Annotated in this window: 16 protein-coding genes; 12 read left to right on the top strand and 4 right to left on the bottom strand. The window is 66.8% G+C overall.

Annotated features, from left to right (window positions below; all coding sequences use genetic code 11):
* Positions 1-103: 103 nt before the first annotated feature.
* The 6 genes from guaB to guaA all read left to right on the top strand — a co-directional run bounded on the left by guaB (position 104) and on the right by guaA (position 7,825).
* Complete coding sequence (guaB, locus tag QP140_RS03325) at positions 104-1,663, top strand: IMP dehydrogenase (RefSeq protein WP_070758344.1); 1,560 nt, start codon at positions 104-106, stop codon at positions 1,661-1,663.
* 148 nt (positions 1,664-1,811) lie between these two features.
* Positions 1,812-2,990, top strand: coding sequence for a GuaB3 family IMP dehydrogenase-related protein (locus QP140_RS03320; protein WP_284758122.1), 1,179 nt, complete (start codon positions 1,812-1,814; stop codon positions 2,988-2,990).
* A gap of 228 nt (positions 2,991-3,218) precedes the next feature.
* Positions 3,219-4,250 carry an ABC transporter substrate-binding protein gene (locus QP140_RS03315; protein WP_284758120.1) on the top strand — a complete coding sequence of 344 codons (1,032 nt, stop codon included), beginning with the start codon at positions 3,219-3,221 and terminating at the stop codon, positions 4,248-4,250.
* 2 nt (positions 4,251-4,252) lie between these two features.
* Complete coding sequence (locus tag QP140_RS03310; RefSeq protein WP_284758118.1) at positions 4,253-5,359, top strand: FecCD family ABC transporter permease; 1,107 nt, start codon at positions 4,253-4,255, stop codon at positions 5,357-5,359.
* Positions 5,356-6,180, top strand: coding sequence for an ABC transporter ATP-binding protein (locus tag QP140_RS03305; RefSeq protein WP_284758116.1), 825 nt, complete (start codon positions 5,356-5,358; stop codon positions 6,178-6,180). The genes QP140_RS03310 and QP140_RS03305 overlap by 4 nt, the downstream gene beginning before the upstream one ends.
* A 73-nt stretch (positions 6,181-6,253) precedes the next feature.
* On the top strand, positions 6,254-7,825 hold the full coding sequence (gene guaA, locus QP140_RS03300; RefSeq protein WP_284758114.1) for a glutamine-hydrolyzing GMP synthase: 1,572 nt from the start codon (positions 6,254-6,256) through the stop codon (positions 7,823-7,825).
* A 194-nt stretch (positions 7,826-8,019) separates the two neighbouring features.
* On the opposite strand, the gene QP140_RS03295 is transcribed toward guaA, so the two are convergent.
* Positions 8,020-8,595, bottom strand: coding sequence for a hypothetical protein (locus QP140_RS03295; RefSeq protein WP_284758112.1), 576 nt, complete (start codon positions 8,593-8,595; stop codon positions 8,020-8,022).
* Positions 8,596-8,855: 260 nt separating this feature from the next.
* Between QP140_RS03295 and QP140_RS03290 the strand changes: the two genes are divergently transcribed.
* From QP140_RS03290 to QP140_RS03265, 6 genes are all read left to right on the top strand, one after another.
* Complete coding sequence (locus tag QP140_RS03290; protein WP_284758165.1) at positions 8,856-9,716, top strand: hypothetical protein; 861 nt, start codon at positions 8,856-8,858, stop codon at positions 9,714-9,716.
* A complete protein-coding gene (locus QP140_RS03285) occupies positions 9,713-11,374 on the top strand; it encodes a Y-family DNA polymerase (RefSeq protein ID WP_284758110.1) in 1,662 nt (553 codons plus the stop codon). Before QP140_RS03290 ends, QP140_RS03285 begins: the two co-directional genes overlap by 4 nt.
* Before the next feature lie 263 nt (positions 11,375-11,637).
* Positions 11,638-12,324 carry a hypothetical protein gene (locus tag QP140_RS03280; RefSeq protein ID WP_284758109.1) on the top strand — a complete coding sequence of 229 codons (687 nt, stop codon included), beginning with the start codon at positions 11,638-11,640 and terminating at the stop codon, positions 12,322-12,324.
* Positions 12,325-12,445: 121 nt separating this feature from the next.
* Positions 12,446-13,609 (top strand): sucrase ferredoxin, encoded by a 1,164-nt coding sequence (locus QP140_RS03275; RefSeq protein WP_284758107.1) that lies wholly within the window; start codon positions 12,446-12,448, stop codon positions 13,607-13,609.
* Positions 13,602-14,357 (top strand): AzlC family ABC transporter permease, encoded by a 756-nt coding sequence (locus QP140_RS03270; protein ID WP_442874994.1) that lies wholly within the window; start codon positions 13,602-13,604, stop codon positions 14,355-14,357. Before QP140_RS03275 ends, QP140_RS03270 begins: the two co-directional genes overlap by 8 nt.
* Positions 14,354-14,755 carry a branched-chain amino acid transporter permease gene (locus QP140_RS03265; RefSeq protein WP_070758361.1) on the top strand — a complete coding sequence of 134 codons (402 nt, stop codon included), beginning with the start codon at positions 14,354-14,356 and terminating at the stop codon, positions 14,753-14,755. Before QP140_RS03270 ends, QP140_RS03265 begins: the two co-directional genes overlap by 4 nt.
* Positions 14,756-14,990: 235 nt before the next feature.
* Here the strand turns inward: QP140_RS03265 and QP140_RS03260 are convergent, their stop codons facing one another.
* The 3 genes from QP140_RS03260 to QP140_RS03250 form a co-directional block, all read right to left on the bottom strand.
* Positions 14,991-15,647, bottom strand: coding sequence for a methionine ABC transporter permease (locus QP140_RS03260; protein ID WP_041628562.1), 657 nt, complete (start codon positions 15,645-15,647; stop codon positions 14,991-14,993).
* A gap of 98 nt (positions 15,648-15,745) precedes the next feature.
* Complete coding sequence (locus QP140_RS03255; RefSeq protein ID WP_284758104.1) at positions 15,746-16,837, bottom strand: methionine ABC transporter ATP-binding protein; 1,092 nt, start codon at positions 16,835-16,837, stop codon at positions 15,746-15,748.
* Positions 16,838-16,924: 87 nt separating this feature from the next.
* Positions 16,925-17,794 (bottom strand): MetQ/NlpA family ABC transporter substrate-binding protein, encoded by an 870-nt coding sequence (locus QP140_RS03250; protein ID WP_012359664.1) that lies wholly within the window; start codon positions 17,792-17,794, stop codon positions 16,925-16,927.
* Positions 17,795-17,824 lie beyond the last annotated feature (30 nt).

Raw genomic sequence — 17,824 nt, 5'->3', positions numbered from 1 at the left:
ATTCCGGCACAACCCGCAGGCAGGTGCGTGTCTCGCGGGGAAAGCGGAAGACCTTCGCCAGTGCGGATCGTGCGCTGACAATGCGATGGAAGGATCAGGCCTTATGGCAAACCCACAGTCCACTAACAACTCTCAGGCAGCCCAGCGCGTGGAGACCGGGGGCGACGATCCGAACAAGGTCGCTCTCACCGGGCTCACTTTCGACGACGTCCTCCTGATCCCGGATGCGTCCGAGGTCATTCCTTCCGCCGTGGACACCGCGACTCAGTTCTCGCGCAACATCAAGCTGAACGTCCCTATCGCCTCCGCCGCGATGGATACCGTCACCGAGGGCCGCATGGCCATCGCCATGGCTCGCCAGGGCGGCATCGGTGTGCTGCACCGCAACCTCTCCGTCGAGGCGCAGGCCGAGCAGGTCGAGATCGTCAAGCGCTCCGAGGCCGGCATGGTCACCAACCCGGTCACCGCGAGCCCGGATATGACGATCGAGGAGGTCGACGAGATCTGCGGTCGTTTCCGCATCTCCGGCCTGCCGGTCGTCGACGAGGATCAGACCCTCCTGGGCATCATTACCAACCGCGACATGCGCTTCGAGCGCGACGTCAACCGCCCCGTCCGCGAGGTCATGACGCCGATGCCGCTCGTCGTTGCCGAGCAGGGTGTCTCCGCCGACGCCGCGCTGCGCCTGCTGTCGGAGAACAAGGTCGAGAAGCTGCCGATCGTCGATGGTGCGGGCAAGCTGACCGGCCTGATCACCGTCAAGGACTTCGCGAAGCGCGAGCAGTACCCGAACGCTGCGAAGGATTCCTCCGGCCGTCTCCTCGTCGCCGCTGGTATCGGTACCGGTGAGGACGCCTGGAAGCGCGCCACCGCCCTCGTCGACGCTGGGGTGGACGCCCTCGTTGTCGACACCGCGCACGCCCACAACCGCGGCGTGCTGGACATGGTCTCCCGCGTGAAGAAGGAGTTCGGCGACCGCGTGGACGTCATCGGCGGCAACCTCGCGACCCGCGAGGCCGCGCAGGCGATGATCGACGCCGGTGCCGACGGCATCAAGGTCGGTATCGGCCCGGGCTCCATCTGCACCACCCGCGTCGTCGCTGGTGTCGGTGCCCCACAGATCACCGCGATCATGGAGGCAGCCGTCCCAGCCCGCGCCGCTGGCGTCCCGATCATCGCGGACGGCGGCATGCAGTACTCCGGTGACATCGCCAAGGCCCTGGCAGCTGGCGCATCCACCGTGATGCTGGGCTCCATGCTGGCGGGTTGCGCCGAGACCCCGGGCGAGGTCGTCACCGTTGGTGGCAAGCAGTACAAGCGCTACCGCGGCATGGGTTCCCTGGGCGCGATGCAGGGCCGTGGCCTGACCGGCGAGAAGCGTTCCTACTCCAAGGACCGCTACTTCCAGGCCGATGTGAAGTCTGAGGAGAAGCTGGTGCCGGAGGGCATCGAGGGTCGCGTGCCGTTCCGCGGGCACCTGGACCAGATCCTCCACCAGCAGGTCGGTGGCCTGCGCGCCGCCATGGGCTACACGGGTGCCGCCACGATCGAGGAGCTGAACAACGCTCGCTTCGTGCGCATCACCTCCGCTGGCCTGCGCGAGTCCCACCCGCACGACGTGCAGGGCATCGCCACCGCACCGAACTACGACCCGAACCGCTAAACCCCATCGGCCGGCTTCGCGCACACCGCCGGAGCCGGCCGCTACCGGTTAGCCTCGTTCTAGAGATAAGCCTCCCACCCCTGACCAGCGGGGTGCGCCGCCCACACCACCGCAGCGCACCCCGCTGGCCCACGAAATAAGGACCAACATGCAGGAATACAAGGACATCGGCCGCGGTCGCTCCGCACGCCAGGTCTTCGGACTCAACCAGATCGACATCGTGCCTTCGCGGCGCACGCGTTCCTCCCGGGACGTGGACACCTCCTGGCGCATCGATGCCTATGAGTTCGACTTCCCGATCATGACGCACCCGACCGACGCCGTGGTCAGCCCGGAGTTCGCCATCGAGTTCGGCAAGGCCGGCGGGTTGCCCGTCATCAATGCGGAGGGCCTGTGGGGCCGTGCGAAGGATCTCGACGCCGCCTTCGGCGAGATCGTTTCCGCGGCGGAGCGCGGTTACTTCGGCTCCTTCAACGAGGGCGCGGACGAGGACGTCACGGCCGAGGCGCTGGAGACTCCGGAGTTCGCCGCGAACCAGGTGCTGCAGCGCCTGCACCAGCAGCCGCTGGACCTGGACCTGCTCCAGGAGCGCCTGCAGCAGGTGCGCGACTCGGGCGTGCGTTTCGGTGTGCGTGTCTCCCCGCAGCGCGCCCGCGAGCTCGCCCCGACGCTGATCGCCGGCGGTATCGACCTGCTGGTCATCCAGGGCACCCTGATCTCCGCGGAGCACGTGGACACCGACGGTGAGCCGCTGAACCTCAAGGAGTTCATCGGCTCCCTGGACGTCCCGGTTATCGCCGGGGGAGTGGTGGACTACACCACCGCCATGCACCTGATGCGCACCGGCGCGGCCGGCGTGATTGTGGGCGCAGGCCCGGTGACCAACAACCAGTCTCTGGGCATCGACGTCCCGATGGCCACCGCCATCGCCGACGCTGCCGCTGCTCGCCGCGACTACCTGGATGAGACCGGTGGCCGCTACGTGCACGTCATCGCGGACTCCGAGCTCTCCTGCTCCGGCGATATCGCCAAGGCCATCGCCTGCGGCGCGGATGCCGTTGCCCTCGGCGCGCCCCTGGCTGCCGCGGAGGAGGCCGGCGCCCCGAACTGGTTCTGGCCTTCCAGCGCAGCACACCCGAAGCTGCCGCGTGGCACCGTGGATGCGCTGCTGCCGCCGACCTCCGTGCCGCTGAACCAGCTGCTCTTCGGCCCGACCCCGGACCCGCTGGGTCACGAGAACCTGGTGGGTGGCCTGCGCCGCTCCATGGCGAAGTGCGGTTACACCGAGGTCAAGGCCTTCCAGAAGGTGGATATCGTGGTCCGCTAGAGCCACGAAAAGAGCGCGCAGCAATGCTTAACTCAGCGCGAATCAATGCCTGATTAATGGCGCTGCGCGGCGCCGGAAAACTCAGAAGAATGAAGCGGTCGAACTCCTGTTTGTGAGTTCGACCGCTTTCTTCATTTCCAACATGACAATCAAATATTCACTCGGTAAGTTGAGAGCTGTCTGCCTTATTGCAACGGGCGATTGATTCAACTTCTTTTGGAGGAATATATGAAGCGCGCACACAAGCTCCGTACTGCTGGTCTCATGAGCATTCTGGCTTCCGGGGCTCTCGTCCTCGGGGCGTGCTCGGATGCCGGCGAAAACGGGGCACAGGGCTCCCAGAACAACGCCTCGGGGGAGGGCTTCGAGTTCAGCAACTGCGGCTTCACGATGCAGCTGGATAAGCCAGCCGAGCGCATCATGTCCGTCGAGCAGGGCACCACGGACAACGTCCTCGCCTTCGGCCTCGGCGACAAGCTCGCCGGCTACTCCCACCAGAAGGACGCCCCGCTGGAGGGCTACGAGGATGAGATGAAGAAGTCCACGGAGGTCTCCCCGGAGATCGCCACCGCCGAACAGATCCGCACGGTGGACCCGGACGCCATCGTCTCCCCGTTCGAGTCCGTCTACACCGACGACCAGTCCGGCACCCGCGAAGAGTGGAAAAAGCTGGGCGTTGCGACGTGGTACTCCAACGTCGAGTGCCGTGACAAGGACGGCAACGAAGGCAAGAACGGCTTCGACCTCCTGCTGAAGGACTACCAGCAGCTCGGCCAGCTCTTCGGCGCCGAGGACAAGGCCGCCGAGCTCGAGAAGAAGCACAAGGAGCACGTCGACGCAGCCACGGAGAGCGTCAAGGACGCACCGAAGGATCTCTCCGGCGCCCTGCTGTACTCCATCTTCGACGGCGCGCCCTACATCGGCGGCAAGCTCTCCATCGCACAAGACATCTTCGACCTCACCGGCGTGAAGAACGTCTTCGAGGACGCTAACGAGGCATGGCCGGAGCTCAGCTGGGAGGCCCTGGCTGACAAGGACCCGGACTTCATCGTCCTGGCTGACCTGCCGGGCCGCGGCGCACCGGGAGACAAGGCCGAGGAGAAGATCGAGATGCTGGAGAAGGACCCAGCAACCCGTAACCTCAAGGCCGTGAAGGAGAAGCGTTACGTCATCGTGAAGGGCATCGGCCTGTCCGGCTCCGTCCAGTCCTACGAGCCGCTCGAGGACGTCGCTGAGTACGTGAAGAACTGGAAGAACTAGGTATGGCATCGAGCACTGACACTCGCCGCGAGCCCGGAAAGGGCGCGAAGGCATCCCCCCTGGAGGGCACGAAGCTCGCACCCGCGCGCCGCGTGCCCACCTGGGTGGCGTGGGTCGTCGGGCTGATCCTGCTGGCCCTGGTGTGCTACATGGCTCTGTTCATGGGCGCGGCCACCCTGACTCGCGACGAGGTCTGGGGCTCGATCACCCACAAGCTCGGCATCTTCGCCAGTGATTCCCGCCCCGCGCCCAGCCTGATCCGTCAATCCATCCTCTTTGACCTGCGTATTCCGCGCATCGTCATGGGGATCTTCGTCGGCGCGGGCCTCGCGGTCGCGGGTGCCTCGCTGCAGGCGATCACCCGCAACGATCTTGCGGAGCCGTACCTGCTGGGTGTCTCCTACGGTGCCTCCACCGGCGCGGTCGTGGCTCTGCTGCTCATGCCCGTCAGCTTCGCGCTGGGCCTGACCGGCGGCGCGGCCATCGGTGCCCTCCTGAGCTTCGGTCTGCTGATGCTCCTGCTGCGTGGCACGGGCTTCGTCTCCACCCGCGTGGTGCTCACCGGTGTGCTGGTTGGCCAGTTCTTCTCGGCCATCACCAGCCTCATCCTGGTTGCTCGTGGCGACGCGGAATCCGTCCGCGGCATCACCTTCTGGCTGCTGGGTGCGATGGGCGCCTCCCGCGCCAACACGATGTGGATCGTGCTGATCACCGTGGTCATCACCAGCCTGCTGATCTGGATGATGTCCCGTTACCTGGACGCCATGAGCTTCGGTGACGAGACTGCGAAGTCGATGGGCGTGCCCGTCGTCGGGGTGCGCGCCTCGGTGCTGATCCTGGTCGCCCTCATGACGGCGGCGACCGTCTCCGCCGTCGGTGCGATCGGCTTCATCGGTCTGCTTGTACCCCACGCGGTGCGCATGATCGTGGGCTCCTCCCACGCGCGCCTCATCCCGCTGTCTGCCTTGGTCGGTGCGATCCTGCTGGTGTTCACCGACGCTCTGGCCCGCAGCGTGTTCCAGCCGCAGGAGGTCCCGGTCGGTGTGTTCACCGCACTGCTGGGCGTGCCACTGTTCTTCTTCATCCTGAACCGGGGGCAGCGAGTATGAGCATCGTCGAAATCCAGAACGTCTCCATTACCTACCACCGCAAGTCCACCCCGACGGTGGCCAACGTGGACGCCTCCTTCGAGGCGGGGTCGATCACCGCGCTGGTGGGGCCGAACGGTGCCGGTAAGTCCACCTTGCTGAAGTCCGTCGCCGACGTCGTGGACTTCGACGGTGAGGTCATGATCGACGGCGCCCCGTTGCGTAGCTACAGCCGACGCGAGAAGGTCAAGCAGGTCGCGTTCGTCGCGCAGCACGGTAACGCGAACTCCGAGCTGCTGGTCCGGCAGGTCGTCGAACTGTCCCGGATGGCCTCCAAGGGGCCGTTCGCCCGGCAGACGGACGAGGACCACGACGCCATCTCGCATGCGGTGGAGCACGCGGACGTCGCCCATCTGATGGATCGCACGTGGAACACCCTGTCTGGCGGTGAGCAGCAGCGCGTCCAGCTGGCCCGTGCTATCTCGCAGAGCGCGAAGGTGCTGGTGCTGGACGAGCCGACGAACCACCTGGATATCCACCACCAGTTCCGCCTCATGGAGCAGTTGCGCCACCTCGCGGCCGATCACAATGTGTGCGTGATCGTCGCGATGCATGACCTGGGGCTGGCCTCCCGCTACTGCGACCAGATTGTGCTGTTGGAGGACGGCGCGCTCGTGAAGTCCGGCACCCCGCACGAGGTCTTCACCCCGGAGCGGCTGATGAGCGTATTCGGGATCGACGCCGAGATCACCACGGTGGGCGGCCACCTGGACCTTGCGGTGAATAGTGCGGTGCCGAACTGGAAGCACCATCACGAGCCGAAGGGAGACCTCGCGCACTAAGGCGGTGCGAAGTCCCCCGCGGGTGTTACCCACCCCGTGGGGGACTAGCCGTATATGCGATAGGATGAGCAGCGTGAATCACCAAAATCATCAGCCAGTCCTCGTGGTGGATTTCGGCGCGCAGTACGCACAGTTGATCGCGCGCCGTGTGCGTGAGGCTCGGGTCTATTCCGAGGTTGTTCCGCACACCGCCACCATTGAAGAAATCAAGGCCAAGAACCCTGCGGCCATCGTGCTGTCGGGTGGTCCGAGCTCGGTCTACGCCGATGGTGCACCGGCCCTGCAGCCGGAGCTGCTGGAGCTGGGCGTGCCGGTGTTTGGCATTTGCTACGGCTTCCAGGCCATGACGCACGCGCTCGGCGGCACCGTCTCTGAGACGGGGCAGCGCGAGTACGGCCGCACCGAGGTCGAGATCCTCGATGACGGCGGCGTGATGCACGCGGGTCTGGGCTCGCACAAGGCCTGGATGAGCCACGGCGACGCGGTTTCGCAGGCCCCGGAGGGCTTCACCGTCACCGCGAAGTCCGCCGGCGCGCCGGTCGCCGCCTTCGAGTGCCTGGATCGCCGCATGGCCGGCGTGCAGTACCACCCGGAGGTTATGCACAGCCCGCACGGCCAGGAGGTGCTGGAGCGCTTCCTCACGGAGGTCGCGGGCCTGGAGCAGAACTGGACCGCCTCCAACATTGCCGAGGAGCTCATCGAGCAGGTTCGTGAGCAGATCGGCGAGGACGGTCGCGCTATCTGTGGCCTCTCCGGTGGCGTGGACTCCGCCGTGGCCGCCGCGATCGTGCAGCGCGCCATCGGCGACCGCCTGACCTGTGTGTTCGTGGACCACGGGCTGCTGCGCGCAGGGGAGCGCGAGCAGGTGGAGAACGACTTCGTCGCCGCGACCGGCGCGAAGCTGATCACCGTGGACGAGCGCGAGGCCTTCCTCAAGCGCCTGGACGGCGTGACCGACCCGGAGGCCAAGCGCAAGGCCATTGGTGCGGAGTTCATCCGCTCCTTCGAGCGCGCCGTCGCTGGCGTGCTGGCCGACGCCCCGGAGGGCTCCACCGTGGACTTCCTGGTCCAGGGCACCCTGTACCCGGACGTCGTCGAGTCCGGCGGCGGCTCCGGCACCGCGAACATCAAGAGTCACCACAACGTTGGTGGCCTGCCGGACGACGTCGAGTTCAAGCTGGTCGAGCCGCTGCGCCAGCTGTTCAAGGACGAGGTCCGCGCGGTGGGTCGCGAGCTCGGCCTGCCGGAGGCTATCGTCGCCCGTCAGCCGTTCCCGGGCCCGGGCCTGGGCATCCGCATCATCGGTGCGGTCAACGAGGAACGCCTGGAGACGCTGCGCGCGGCGGACAAAATCGCCCGCGAGGAGCTCAGCGCCGCTGGCCTGGACGGCGAGATCTGGCAGTGCCCGGTCGTCCTGCTCGCGGACGTGCGCTCCGTGGGTGTGCAAGGCGACGGCCGTACCTACGGTCACCCGATCGTGCTGCGCCCGGTCTCCAGTGAGGATGCCATGACCGCCGACTGGTCCCGCATCCCTTATGACGTGCTGGAGAAGGTCTCCACCCGCATCACCAACGAGGTGGCGGAGGTTAACCGCGTGGTGCTGGACATCACCAGCAAGCCGCCGGGAACCATCGAGTGGGAGTAATCCCAGCAGCTTGAGGCGCCTCCCTAGCAGTGCTCCTCAAGCAGAAAGGCGCGTCGCACGATGAGGTGCGGCGCGCTTTCGCGTTCGTGGGGAGGCTGGGGCGTGGGCTAGCCAGGATCAGCGGGCAGTCCGCACTGTAGGGCAGGGGCACTGGCGTTGAGCTGGACCGTGCACCTGGCTCAGAACGCGGGGGCTTAAGCGTCGTCCCGAACCTGCCCGGTCCCGGGCTCGGCGAGATAGCGGGTGCCGTCGATGCTGGGGAAGGAGATCCACGCATAGGCCCCGGCCAGCGCGAGCACGATCAGTGCCGCGATCCAGGAGTGGATCTGGAAGGCGGGCAGGATCATCAGCGCGAGCCAGAGGGGGAATAGCGGCATGATCTGCGCGACGGAGGTCTTGTACTTCCGCCCCGTCGACTCCACGGCCGCGCGCACCTTCTTGCGGTAAGGGTGGCTGAAGGTCACGAGGAAGCCCGCCCCGATGGCGATGACCAGCACTAGGACCTGCCAGGTCGTCGCCAGCGGCATGACCATCGCTGCCACGCCGAGCCCGAGCAGGAGGGACGCGGCGGCACGCACGCCCTCGGGGGCGCGGACGAGGATGGTCGCCTCGCTGGGGGCGCTGCCCTGCTTGTTCCGCGGTGCGCTGTTCTGGGATGCGCTGTCCCGCGCTGCGCTGTTTTGCCGCGCTGCGCGATTCTGCTCAGCGCGCGGGGAGCGCTGCGGGGTGGGGCGCTGGGCGTTCTTGCGGGGCTGGTTCTTTTTGCTCATATGTGACGAGTCTAGTTCCTCGCGGCTGCGCGGTCTTTTTCGGCGGTGAGCAGGGCGTTGGTGAACCGCGCCAGGTGGGTCTAGAATCCCTGAATTAGAACATCTGTTCGACTTGTCTGGTGTGTTTTCTATTTTTTAGGACGTCAATCCGGTCGGCCTGGCTGGAGCTGTGAACTCAACCTTAAACCCCGGCGGGAGCGGGCTGGCCTGCATGTTTCCCGAGCTGATGGTGCCGATATAGAGGAGGGAGTGCTGTGCCCATGCTGATCGACGAGAGCAATGTTGTCCATGCGATCGAAAAGCTCAAAAGCAACCGTGCGGCGGCGCGGGCTGCAGCGCAGACTGTGGCCACGGGTTCGCGTGCGGCGGAACCTCGGGGCATGGCGGAACCTCAGGGCGCAGCGGAGCCACGGGGTGTGGCTGGGCTGCAGAGTGTGGCGCAGCCTCAGGTTGTGGGCCAGGAGGCGGAATCTGCCCGAGCGGCCGCGCCGCTGCGCGCGGTGGCGCCCGAGCCCGCGACGGTGGGGCGGGCGCGGACGCTCGGCATGCCCGAGTGGCTCGCGGGCCAGCTTGCTGGCGGTGGGCTGGCGCGCGGGGCGGTGACCGCGATGGCAGACTGCCCCGCCGCGGTCGTCGATATTCTTGCGCATGTCACCGCGAACGGCGGGTGTGCTGCGGTGGTGGGGTATCCGAACCTCGCCCTGGCGGCCGTCGCTGCGGCGGGCGGGGAACTCTCCCGGCTGATCATCGTGCCGGATCCCGCGCCGCACGTCGGGGCGGTGCTCTCGACCCTGGCGGAGGGGGTGGATCTGGTGGTCTACGTCCCCGTCCAGCGGGTCACGCCCACCTTCGCTCGCCCCGTAGAGGCGCGGCTGCGCAAGAGCAGCTGCGCGCTGCTCAGCTGTGGTGCGCCCTGGCCGGGTGCGCGGCTGAACCTCGACGTGCAGGTGGCTGGCGTCCACGGGCTGGGGCGGGGGAGCGGGCGTATCCGCTCTATCAGCGTGGCCGGGCGCGTCTGGGGAAAGGGACAGCCGCCGCAGCGCATCACGGCGGAACTGACGGGCCGCCGCGATGGTGCTGGTGGCCAGGTCGATCGGGGTCGGATCGAGGTGGCGCTGTGACTGGCCGGGGGAAAGCGGGAAGTGCCGAGGCGGGCGCTGCCGCGGCCGAGCGCGTGACTGTCCTGTGGTTCCCGGATTTCCCGGTCTACGCCGTGGGGCTTGCCCGCGGCTGGGATATGCTGCGGCCTGCTGCCACGATCGCGGACTATCGCGTCCAGGCCTGCAATGCCGCTGCCCGGGCGCAGGGGGTGCGCCAGGGGATGAAACAGCGTCACGCGCTCGCGACCTGCCCGGAACTCCGGCACGCGCCCGCCGACCCGGTGCAGGAGGCCACGATCCACGAGGACATCGTGGCCGCCCTGATGGACGTGGCTGCCGGAGTGGAAACACTACGTCCCGGCCTCGTCGCGCTGCCCACCCGGCCGCTGGCGAATTACTACGGCGGGGAGGCTGTGGCTGTTGAGCTCCTGCTGGACTCCGCAGCTCGGCTGGGGGTGGAGTGCCTGGCCGGCACCGCCGACGACCTGATGCCCGCCGTGTGGGCGGCTCGCCGTGGGGTGCACGTCCCGCCCGGTGGAAACTCCAGCTTCGTGCCCACCCTGCCCATCGGGTTTTTGGCGGTGGAGGCTGTGTTGAGCGCCCCCGCTGAGCTGGTCAGCACCCTGCAGGAGCTGGGGGTGCGCAGTCTGCGGGACTTCGCGGCGTTGGGCCGGAAGCACGTAGCGGGGCGCTTCGGTGCCGAAGCTGTGTACTGGCACCGAGTGGCGTGCGGCGAACCTGGTCGGGAGGTCTCCCCGCAGCGCCCCACCCAGCCCGTCGAAGTGCTGCATCAGGTGGAGGAACCCATTCGGAGCACCGAAACCGCGGCCTTCGTTGCCCGCCAGGCAGCCGCCCGGTTGCACGGGGAGCTCTTCCGTCGCGGGGAGGCCTGCCTCCGGCTGACCGTGCGGGTTCACCTCAACCCACCTGCGGAGTACACCGGCCCCACCGTGGTGGAGCGCGCCTGGCGCTGCCGCGAGCCCCTGACGGAAGAGGACACCGCCCAGCGCGTCCGCTGGCAGCTCGACGGCTGGATCACCCGGCTGCGCACCAAGGTTGGCGAGCCGGAGCAGGATGGCTTTGAGGATTCCGCCGCCGGAGTGGTCGCCATCGAGCTGCTCCCGGTCGAAACGGTGCCCGCCGGTACTATCGCCGAACCTCTCTGGGGCGGGGCGGACGAGGGGCTGCGCGCAGCTCGCGCCGCTGCTGGGCGCGCACAGGCCCTCATCGGCATGGCCGCCGTGCAGCAGGTCGTCCACCGGGGTGGGCGCGCCATCGGTGGGCGCGTTCTCACGCTGCCCTATGGAGAGGAAGTGCCCGAGGAGGTTTCCGCGCAGCCCACGACCCAATGGCGGGGTGAGCTGCCCGCGCCGCTGCCCGCGACCGTGGGGGAAATCGCTAACCCCAGCGCGGGGCACCCGGCCGCGGCGATCGCAGTGCTCGGCGATCATGAGCAGCCCGTGCACGTGACCGGCCGGGGTTTGATGAGCGACTCGCCCCAACGGCTGCGGTGGGGTAACCGAACACTACCCATCCGGGGGTGGGCTGGCCCCTGGCCCGTGGACGAGCAGTGGTGGGCCGAAGGAAAGCGCTACGCGCGCCTACAGATCGCCACTGATGAGGGTGCCTACCTGCTGGTATGCAAGGGCCAAAAGTGGCGAATCGAGGCGACTTACTGAGAGTCGACTGAGTTGCGTTAACGCTGGAAAGTGGGGCGAGGGGGGTGGTGGCGGAAAAATAAAACGGAAATAGTTTTTCAAAGGAATGTACTGGAGCTAAGAAAATAGTAAGCTGCCAGACACTGGGGCGAACCGGGGTCATTCCAGAGAACGAGATACCCCGGCAAGCGACAGGCGGGACCGCCTAGCGCACCCAGTTCCCAGTCCTCAAAGACACAAAGGCCAGCGCGCCGGCGCGGGTCAGAATGAAAGGGTCCAAAGAAATGGCGACCAAGAAGATCAACGCAATCGGCAAGGCCACCATTGCCCTCACTGCAGCGACGGCCGTCGCCATGGGCGGCGTCACCGCCGCAGGCGCAAGCCCGCTGGGCAGCCTGAGCAGCCTCGGCTCCTCCGCCCCGAAGGACCTGGAGCAAGCTCAGGGCAAGGAGTACAAGCTCGGTAACGTCGGCGGTCCGGCCTGGAACGTGGACGTCTACAAGCAGCTCGTCACCGGTGCTGAGACCGTGCGTCCAGGCGCGACCGTCAAGACCCGCATCAAGATCCAGGGTGTGAAGGGCGAGACCAAGGTCAGCGACCTCATCGAGCGCATGCCGGAGAGCTTCCAGCTGGTCAAGGTCGAGACCTTCGAAAACGGCCTCCTCGGCAGCAGCATCAAGCAGCTCGACCAGAGCCAGTACGGCGTGACCACCAACGACGGCGTCAAGCAGGTCAACGTCGGCCTGAAGGAAGGCCTGCTTTTCAAGGGGGACAGTACCGTCAGCACCCACAAGTCCCTCGTCGTCGACTTCACCTGGAAGGCTGGCTCGAAGGAAGGCACCTTCGCCACCGGCGGTGGCGCAAAGGTCGGCGCAGTCGTCAACAACTACAAGGTCTTCGACAACGGCCCGAAGATCACCGTGAAGAAGGGCGCTTCCAAGCCATCCGGCAGCATCTCCCTCAGCTCCTAAGAGCACCCGTGGGCCTTCCGCCCACCTCACGGGCGTGAGCCCCGAAACCCTCAGCGGCCGCGATCAACCGATCCGGCCGCTTAGGTCTGCCTAAGGCCTTCCATTTGGTACCTTGTCAGTTATGGCTACCAGCAGAAATCCACTCGCGGGAGTCTCGCCACACGAGTTCACCACCGAACAGCTCGACGACGCCCCCACCATTTGCTCCACCTTCACCGGAGAGCAACTCGCTGGCACCGCAAAACCCGGAAAAATCATCCTCTGCCTGGAGTTCTACACCGGCTGGGGGCACGACATCCTCGACGGCACCGCCTTCGGCGCCGAACTGAACGCGAAGATCAAAACCTTCCTCAAGGACAACGGGGCCGAACTCCAGTTCATCCGCCGCCCCGGCCGGGAAGGCCAGGACCGCCGCCAGAACAACACCCGGGTGCTCTATATCGCCTGGGCCACCGGCACCGAACCCGTCCTCGAGAGGATGAACCTGCCCAGCGTGGAGACCCTCCTGGACCTCGATCTGAGCACCCCGGGCAATACCCCGGGTGCTCGCCGCGTCGACCACCCCATCCTGCTGGTCTGCACCCACGGGCGCCGTGACCGCTGCTGCGCCGTCCGTGGCCGCCCGCTCGCCGCCGCGCTAAGCAAGCGCTTCGACGAGCCCGGCGTAACCGGGGACGAAGGCATGCCGGGGAGCCAGCCCGCCGCGAACCCCGCGCTCACCCAGAACCACGCCGACGCCGCCGGAGTGGGAGCCGGACCGGTGGACCCGAAGCACGCCGAATTCGACGATCACTCCTCGGTAGACCCCATCGACCCGATCATCTGGGAATCTTCCCACACCAAGGGACACCGCTTCGCGCCCTCCATGCTCCTGTTGCCCGCCAACTACTCCTTCGGCCGCATGGCCGAGGGCGGGGCCCGCAGCATGGTGGAGCACGCCCAGCGCGGCGAGCTCTGGCTGCAGGGCAACCGCGGCCGCGGCTGCCTCGACCCCGCCAGCCAAGCCGCCGAACTCCGCGTGGCCCACGAGCTCGACGACCGCGGTCTGCCCGTCGGCCTCGCCGCGCTGACGTCCTGGGAAGAAACCCCGCAGAACAGCGACGAGGACACCACGCAGTCCGCCGCCGACGTCGCCGTCCGCGTCGTGGAAGATACCGCCTCTGGGCTGCGCTTCCGGGTCCGCATGGAGCGCCGGGACAGCGTCATGGTCGTGTCCTCCTGCGGAGATAACCCCAAGCGCTCGAAGTCGTGGATCGCCGTCGACTGCGAGGAGATCCTTGGCTAACCCGCGGCGTACCGAAGAGAGGAACCTCGACCAGGGCGGCATCCGCCACGCCATCGGGCTGGCCATGCCGGTGGGCCTCGGCATGGTTCCGCTCGGCCTGGCCTTCGGCATCCTGCTGACCCAGATGGGCTTCGCGTGGTTCTGGGCGCCGATCTTCTCCGTGGTGATCTACGCCGGCTCCATGGAGTTCCTGGCGCTCAGTCTCGTCACCGGGGGAGTGGGGCCACTCTCGGCCGCGCTCTACGGGCTGCTGGTGAACTTCCGGCACGTCTTCTACGCCCTGAACTATCCGCTGCACGTCATCCGCAGCAGGCTGGCCCGCGCCTACGGCATCTACGCGCTGACGGACGAGACCTATGCGATCGTCAGCGCCAACCCCAATCAGCGTTTCACCGGCCGCCAGGTCATCGCCATCCAGATCGTCCTGCAGTGCGCGTGGGTCGGTGGGGGAGTCCTCGGCGCCCTCTTCGGCGACGCCATCCCCTGGAAACTCGAGGGCATGGAATTCGCGCTCACCGCGCTGTTCGTCGTGCTGCTGATCGAGTCCTTCCTCGCCACCAGGGACGTCTCCCTGGTCCTCACGGCCGTGGTGACCGCCGCGGTGGCGCTGCTGGTCTCCCCGGGCAACATGCTGATGATCGCGATGCTGCTCTACTTCGCCGTGCTGCTCGCCCGTTTCTACCTCCCGGGCCTGGACCGCGCCCTCCAGCTGCGCTGGCGCACCGGGGACGAAAGGCAGGAAGTATGAGCCCCCAGCCCACAGTTCTGGCCGCCGAGGCTGTCCACGCCGCCGAGGCTGCCGGCAGCTATGGCCTGCCCGCGGGCGTGAGCCTCGGCACCACCATCGGCGTGCTGCTCCCGCTCTGCATCGTCACCGTCGCCCTGCGCGGCCTGCCCTTCGCGGCCCTGCGCTCCTTCCGGGAATCCAAGCTCGTCGCATGGCTCGGCATGGGCATGCCCGTGGGCGTAATGAGCATCCTCGTGATCTACACCGCCGCCGACCGGATGGCCGCCCCCGGCGGCCTGGCCTCCCTGCTCATCGCGGTGGCTTTCACCACGGCCTGGCATCTGTGGCGCCGCTCCGCCACCCAGTCCATCCTGCTGGGGACGGTGTTCTACGTGCTGCTCGTCAACCTCGTCTTCTAGACGACGACGCCGCGCCCACCGCCGAACCTGTTCGTCACCGTCGCCCGCCCCCGCGGCAGCGCACACCGGTCCTCGCGCTCACCCCCCCGCTCGGCCAAAGCCCATTCGCTCCAGGCTCACTCGGTCCAGGCCCAGCCCCGCTTTAGACAGAAAAAAGAACGCCGCCCCCGCACCGAAGTGCAAGGGGGCGACGTCCTCAAAAGAGGGGCACAAAACCCCGGAGAAGGGTGAGCTTCTAGCGGCGCATAACCTTCTTGGCCAGCCAGTTACCGAACAGCTGAGCAGCCTGGACGATAACGATGATAACCAGCACGGTGATCCACGTGACCTCGTCATTGAAGGCGCGGTAACCGTAGACAATCGCGAAGTCACCCAAACCGCCAGCGCCGATGTAGCCAGCCATCGCGGACATATCCACGATCGCGATGAACATGAACGTAAAGCCCAGGATCAACGGCCCCAGGGCCTCCGGGATAATCACCGTGAAGATGATCCGCAGCGGCGAGGCACCCATGGACTTCGCCGCCTCGATCACGCCCGGGTCGATGGTGACCAGGTTCTGCTCCACGATGCGGGCCGCGCCGAAGGTCGCGGCGATCACCATGCCCAACACCGCGGCCTTCAGACCGATACGGCTACCCACCAGGGCGTCGCTCAACGGACCGATGGCGGTGAGCAAGATGATGAACGGAATCGGGCGAACAAAGTTCACCAGGAAGTTAATCACCCAGTAGATGGGCTTATTCGACAGCACCCCGCCCGGGCGGGTGGTGTACAGCAGCATGCCGAAGACCAGGCCCAGCAGGCCACCGATGACGAGGGTGGCCAGCACCATCGTCAGGGTGTCGTAGATCGCCTGGGTGAAAGTGCCGCCCAGCCGGTCCCAGTCCATCGCGGCGAGCACGAGGGTGTCCGGGGACGCGGTGGCAGGGGCGGTAGCGGCTGTGGTGGCGGTGGAGCCCGCGGCGGTCGGGAAAGTAGTCAGCGCGCTCATCGGATCTCCTCAATATCGGTTCGCTGGGACAGGTCGGCGTAGAACTTCTCGATCGCTGCCTCACCGGCGGCGTCCTGAGCGGTCACGCGCACGGTCAGGCGGCCGAAGGAGTGGTTCTGCAGGGTGGTGACCCCGCCGTGGACGATGTTCACGCTCACATCCGTAGCCGAGAGCTCGGAGACGGCGTCGAAGAAGCCCACACCCTGGTTCATCGTGATGGTGAACAGGCGGCCGTCGCCGGCCTGCAGGGCGTCCGCCTCCACGTTGTCCGGGGTGTTGCGCAGGGAGGTAGCCACGAAGTTCTTCGCGACCTCCGTCTGCGGGTTGGAGAAGACCTCGTAGACCGAGCCCTGCTCCACCACGCGGGCGTTGGACATGACGACCACCTGGTCGGCGATGGAGCGGACGACCTCCATCTCGTGGGTGATCACCACGATGGTGATGCCCAGCTCCTCGTTGACGCGGCGCAGCAGCGCGAGCACGTCGCGGGTGGTGGAGGGGTCCAGCGCGCTGGTTGCCTCGTCGGCGAGCAGCAGGCTCGGGTTCGTCGCCAGGGCGCGGGCGATGCCCACGCGTTGCTTCTGGCCGCCGGAGAGCTGCTCCGGGTAGCTGCGGCCCTTATCAGCCAGCCCCACGAACTCCAGCAGCTCGGCGACGCGCGCCTCGCGCTCGGCCTTCGGCATGCCCTGCAGCTTCAGAGGGTAGGCGATGTTGCCCGCCACGGTGCGGGAGGAGAACAGGTTGAACTGCTGGAAGATCATGCCGATATCGGAGCGCAGCTTGCGCATCTCCGGTTCCTTCAGCGGGACGATGTCCTGCCCGTCGAGCAGGATCTCGCCGCTGGTTGGCTTGTCCAGCCCGTTGATCTGGCGCACCAGCGTGGACTTGCCCGCGCCGGAGTAGCCGATGATGCCCACGATGGAGCCCGGCTGGATGGTGATGTTCACGTCCTCCAGAGCGGTGATCGACTTGCGTCCCTGCTTGAAGACCTTGTGGACGTTGCGAAATTCGATTCCCGTTCCCGTGCGGTCGCCCCGCGGGGTTGCGGGGCCGGCCGTGTCGGGGGCGGCGGATGTGCCTTGGGCCATTGGGGTGCCTTCCGGTTTAAAAGGCGTGCCTCGGCTGGCGGGCTGGTGGGCCGGCCATGCGAGACACGCCTTTTTGGGGGTTGGGTTTTACTGCTCCTTGAGCTTCTGCTGGGTGGTGTCCAGCACCTTCTGCAGCTCATCGCCGGACATGGTCACGGCGACGGAGGTGCCCTTGGTCTGCTCGTCGATGGCGTCCTGGACCGGCTTGGAGTGCCAGATCTCGACGAGCTTCTTCAGGTCCTCTTCGTCCTTGCGGTCCTTGGTGGTCACGAAGCCGTTGATGTACGGCTGTGCCTCCTCCTTCTCCGGGTCGTCCTGGAAGATGGCGGTCTTCGGGTCGATGTCCGCGCGGTCCAGGAAGGAGTTGTTGACGATGGCCGGGGTGCCGTCGAGCCAGGAGGTAGCGGTCTGGGCTGCGTCGACCGGGGTGACCTTGATCTTGGACTTGTCGGTGTCGATGTCAGCCGGGGTCGGGGTCAGCAGACCTTCCTTCTTCAGGGTGACCAGGCCAGCCTGGACGAGGACGTTGATGGCGCGGCCCTGGTTGGTGGAGTCGTTCGGGATGGCGACCTCGCCAGCCTTCTCGACGTCCTTCAGGTCGGAGTGGTCCTTGTAGTACAGGCCCAGCGGCAGGATCTCGGTGGCGCCGACCGGTGCGAGGTCGGTGTTGTTGCCGTTGTTGTACTCGGCCAGGAACATCATGTGCTGGAAGTTGTTGACGTCGATCTCGCCGTCGGTCAGCGCACGGTTCGGGATGGAGTAGTCGTTGAAGGACTTGATCTCGGTCTTCAGGCCGGCGTTATCCAGCTCCTGCTTGAAGACCTGCCACTGCTTCTGCTCGGAGTCGGTGGTGCCGATGACGATGGTGTCGTCGTCGTTGCCGCCGGAGCAGGCCACGAGGCTGAAGCTGGTGGTCAGGGCGATCGTCGCGGCCAGGGCCTTGCGTCGAAGAGTCATGGTGATCCTCCTAGATCTGGGGGTGTCCGC

It is taken from the genome of Corynebacterium sp. UMB9976 (assembly GCF_030212265.1).
Classification (GTDB): Bacteria; Actinomycetota; Actinomycetes; order Mycobacteriales; family Mycobacteriaceae; genus Corynebacterium.
This window is presented reverse-complemented; position numbering and strand designations above follow the sequence as displayed.

What these genes read in the sequence shown, in the direction of transcription:
- guaB (WP_070758344.1), top strand. Translation starts at nt 104, where the DNA reads ATGGCAAACCCACAGTCCACTAACAACTCTCAGGCAGCCCAGCGCGTG.
- QP140_RS03320 (WP_284758122.1), top strand. Translation starts at nt 1,812, where the DNA reads ATGCAGGAATACAAGGACATCGGCCGCGGTCGCTCCGCACGCCAGGTC.
- QP140_RS03315 (WP_284758120.1), top strand. Translation starts at nt 3,219, where the DNA reads ATGAAGCGCGCACACAAGCTCCGTACTGCTGGTCTCATGAGCATTCTG.
- QP140_RS03310 (WP_284758118.1), top strand. Translation starts at nt 4,253, where the DNA reads ATGGCATCGAGCACTGACACTCGCCGCGAGCCCGGAAAGGGCGCGAAG.
- QP140_RS03305 (WP_284758116.1), top strand. Translation starts at nt 5,356, where the DNA reads ATGAGCATCGTCGAAATCCAGAACGTCTCCATTACCTACCACCGCAAG.
- QP140_RS03295 (WP_284758112.1), bottom strand. Translation starts at nt 8,595, where the DNA reads ATGAGCAAAAAGAACCAGCCCCGCAAGAACGCCCAGCGCCCCACCCCG.
- QP140_RS03290 (WP_284758165.1), top strand. Translation starts at nt 8,856, where the DNA reads ATGCTGATCGACGAGAGCAATGTTGTCCATGCGATCGAAAAGCTCAAA.
- QP140_RS03280 (WP_284758109.1), top strand. Translation starts at nt 11,638, where the DNA reads ATGGCGACCAAGAAGATCAACGCAATCGGCAAGGCCACCATTGCCCTC.
- QP140_RS03275 (WP_284758107.1), top strand. Translation starts at nt 12,446, where the DNA reads ATGGCTACCAGCAGAAATCCACTCGCGGGAGTCTCGCCACACGAGTTC.
- QP140_RS03265 (WP_070758361.1), top strand. Translation starts at nt 14,354, where the DNA reads ATGAGCCCCCAGCCCACAGTTCTGGCCGCCGAGGCTGTCCACGCCGCC.
- QP140_RS03260 (WP_041628562.1), bottom strand. Translation starts at nt 15,647, where the DNA reads ATGGACTGGGACCGGCTGGGCGGCACTTTCACCCAGGCGATCTACGAC.
- QP140_RS03255 (WP_284758104.1), bottom strand. Translation starts at nt 16,837, where the DNA reads ATGGCCCAAGGCACATCCGCCGCCCCCGACACGGCCGGCCCCGCAACC.
- QP140_RS03250 (WP_012359664.1), bottom strand. Translation starts at nt 17,794, where the DNA reads ATGACTCTTCGACGCAAGGCCCTGGCCGCGACGATCGCCCTGACCACC.